This is a genomic window from Arenibacter amylolyticus (assembly GCF_002150785.1).
In the GTDB taxonomy this organism is placed as follows: Bacteria; Bacteroidota; Bacteroidia; order Flavobacteriales; family Flavobacteriaceae; genus Arenibacter; species Arenibacter amylolyticus.
The window spans coordinates 1-2,721 of sequence record NZ_MTAZ01000093.1; the positions used below are offsets into that span (position 1 = coordinate 1).

Below are 2,721 nucleotides of genomic sequence, written 5' to 3' on the forward strand. Positions count from 1 at the left end.
CAACAGAGTTGTCAAGTTTTGAGACAGTCTGACGGTCTCGTATATGGCTCGTTGCGTTTAGAATAGCACTTGCCTTTCCGTCTGGCACGTAGCCGAATTTTTAAATTTTTCTTTTTACCTTACATTCTCAAAAAGCCAAATTTAAAAATTTGGCGGACTTCGCAAACACGCCCAAAACTTCGGTTAAGCGACTGATTAGCAATGATCCATATACATTGTTGGCAACTGGCTTTATGCGTTCAGCTTCATTCCAATTGTCATTATCTTTTGCTAATTCTACTTATTTTAGTCCAAATTTTCCAATCCAAATATGGTTAAATTTTCGATAACTGGTAAGGTTTTTAGACCAATTTTCGTCAATCGATATTCAACTCTGGGTGGAATTTCTGGATATGATTTCTTCGCAACCAATTTATTTTCTATTAAATGATTTAATTTTTGAATTAATACCTTTTCACTAATTCCAGGAATGCACCCTTTTAATTCTCCGTACCTTATTTTTCTTTCATTAATCTGGAACAAAATTAGTAATGTCCATTTACCACCCAAAAGGGATAATGATTTTCTTACTGGACAATTTTCATCTGATTGGATAATTTTTTTTTGATTTTTTTCCATCTGATTATCAATATATCTAACCTTTATGTAAGTACCTTACGTTTTGGTAGGTACTTGTACAAAAGTAAGAAATAGTTTTATTTTGCACTATTAATAATTTAAAAAATATATTTTATGACACCAAAAGAAGTAGTTATGGCTTATGCACAAGCATTAGGAAAAGGCGATATTCCCACCGCATTTTCATTTTTCAATCCAAATGCTAAATGGAATCAGCCGGGAAGTAACCAATTTTCCGGAACTAAAAACGGAACTAATGAAATCGGTGAAATGCTTGGCGGAATGATGAAAGTTACCAATGGAACTTTTGCCGTAAATCCTAACGGAAATTTAACGGTCAATGGTAATCTTGTAATTATGCCAGTCCGTTTTACTGGTAATCTTGATGACCGAAATATCGATATGGGGGGATTTGATTTATTTGATGTTCAAGATGGCAAAATAACTGAAGTTTGGTTGTTTTCGGATGACCAAAAATTGGAAGATGAATTTTGGGGAAAATAAATTTTAGATTATCGCTGTTAAGTCAAGTTAGGTACAAAAAGGTATTTTTTTTCCGAATGCTTTTTTGTGCTTAATTTTCTTTTTTTCCTGTTGTTAAATATTTTGAGAGGGTTTCTTTAGCTTGTTGCCAACGTTTAGTATATGCAAAGTAGGCGATTGCGGGCTTCAAACTTATCAAACCGAGATGAAGTTGAAGCGAGCTACAACCGTTGAATTTACTGCTATTTCGCCTATTTTGTATATACATTGTTAGCGGTTCGGGCTTTTTTTCTTCGGTCAGCAACATTTCTCGTCTTGTTGAATTGGTGGACATTTCTCGCTCCCATAACTGCAATAAACACAGCAGTCTCCTTGTTGTGGTTTCAATACAGTTTTGCAGTTTTCGCACTCGTAAAAGTATTGGCAAGCATCTGTCGGCATTGTTTCTTCTTTTTTGTGTCCGCAGTTGGGGCAAGTGATTGTTGATTGCAATTTTATTTCCATTTTATTTTTCCTTTTTGTCTCTTACTGAATATCCTGTTCCGTTAATTGCTGTTTCGATTTCGGCTATGTTAGTTTTTGAGTTGTCAAATTCTACGATTGCGTTTCCATTCTCGTATGAAGCAGTTGATTTGATTATTCCTGAAAGTTTGTTCACTTCGTGGTTTACGTGTTCTTCGCATCCTGCACAAGTCATTCCGCTGATAGTAAACTCAACGGTCTGTACATTTGATTTGTCAACTACTATTACTTGTTTTTCTGTCTTGGGGTAGAAAATATGTGCATAGTAAGGAAAGGCAAGCATTACAATTGCGAATGCTGTAACAATTCCTAAAAACTTTTTACTCTGAATGAATTTTGGCTTTTCATCAGTTTCACAATCACAGTCTATTTCCTTTTTCGGTTTTAGTTTTTGATACCAAGCAAAACCAAGAACCAAAATTGTCAAACCAATTAAATACGGTCGGAAAGGTTCAAGCCACGAAAAAGAGGCAGCAAGTCCGCTTGTTCCTGCAATTAGTGCCAAAACTGGCGTAATGCAACATAGAGAAGCAGCAAATGCTGTTAAAAGTCCTGCTCCGATTAATTTATTGTCCTTTTTCATATTGTCTCAAAAATTTTGTTTTCGTCAAGTATTATGAAAAACGGTTCAAGCAAGTTTTTGTACTCGTTTGTCAGCGAGTAGAAAATGGTCTGTGCTTGCCTTTCTGTTTCAATGAGTTTTCGGTCTTTGAGTTTTCGCAGGTGTTGAGAAACTGCCGAAATGGTCATTCCAAGAACATCACTCAGGTCGCAAACGCAAAGTTGTTTCTCTTCATAAAGCAGGAATAGGATTTTCAGTCTGACGTTGTTACCCGCCAATTCAAGACCGTTCGACAAATAGTCAAACGAGCCGTTGAGTTCTGCAACTCGGTCTTTACAACGGTTGATTTGTTTAATGTCCGCTTGTTGTCTTATGCAAGAATTGTTTTCCATAAACACAAAGATAGTCAACTTGCTTATTTAAGCAAATGCTAAAATACAATATTTTAAAAATAACCCGATTTGTTTCTCGGGTCGTTTTTTTGCCTGACCGCTAACGTTAAGGCTATGATTTCGGTCTGGGAAATCCCTGCCTTG

5 protein-coding genes are annotated in these 2,721 nt (G+C 35.9%); 1 reads left to right on the forward strand and 4 read right to left on the reverse strand.

Going from position 1 to position 2,721, the window contains the following annotated elements:
* Positions 1 to 285 precede the first annotated feature (285 nt).
* Entirely contained in the window at positions 286 to 618 is a 333-nt protein-coding gene (locus BV214_RS16545) for a winged helix-turn-helix transcriptional regulator (RefSeq protein ID WP_086478605.1), read from the reverse strand.
* 114 nt (positions 619 to 732) lie between these two features.
* Between BV214_RS16545 and BV214_RS16550 the strand changes: the two genes are divergently transcribed.
* Positions 733 to 1,122: a nuclear transport factor 2 family protein gene (locus tag BV214_RS16550; RefSeq protein ID WP_086478606.1), complete on the forward strand. Its 390-nt coding sequence runs from the start codon at positions 733 to 735 to the stop codon at positions 1,120 to 1,122.
* Between the two features lie 276 nt (positions 1,123 to 1,398).
* Here BV214_RS16550 and BV214_RS17040 read toward each other — a convergent pair whose 3' ends face one another.
* Genes BV214_RS17040 through BV214_RS16565 form a run of 3 tightly spaced genes read right to left on the reverse strand, consistent with a single transcriptional unit; the run spans position 1,399 to position 2,577 of the window.
* Positions 1,399 to 1,605 (reverse strand): GDCCVxC domain-containing (seleno)protein, encoded by a 207-nt coding sequence (locus BV214_RS17040; protein WP_008992943.1) that lies wholly within the window; start codon positions 1,603 to 1,605, stop codon positions 1,399 to 1,401.
* 1 nt (position 1,606) lies between these two features.
* A complete protein-coding gene (gene merTP, locus BV214_RS16560; RefSeq protein ID WP_086478607.1) occupies positions 1,607 to 2,206 on the reverse strand; it encodes a mercuric transport protein MerTP in 600 nt (199 codons plus the stop codon).
* Positions 2,203 to 2,577, reverse strand: a complete 375-nt coding sequence (locus BV214_RS16565; protein ID WP_086478608.1) for an ArsR/SmtB family transcription factor — start codon at positions 2,575 to 2,577, stop codon at positions 2,203 to 2,205. The genes merTP and BV214_RS16565 overlap by 4 nt, the downstream gene beginning before the upstream one ends.
* Between the last annotated feature and the right edge of the window lie 144 nt (positions 2,578 to 2,721).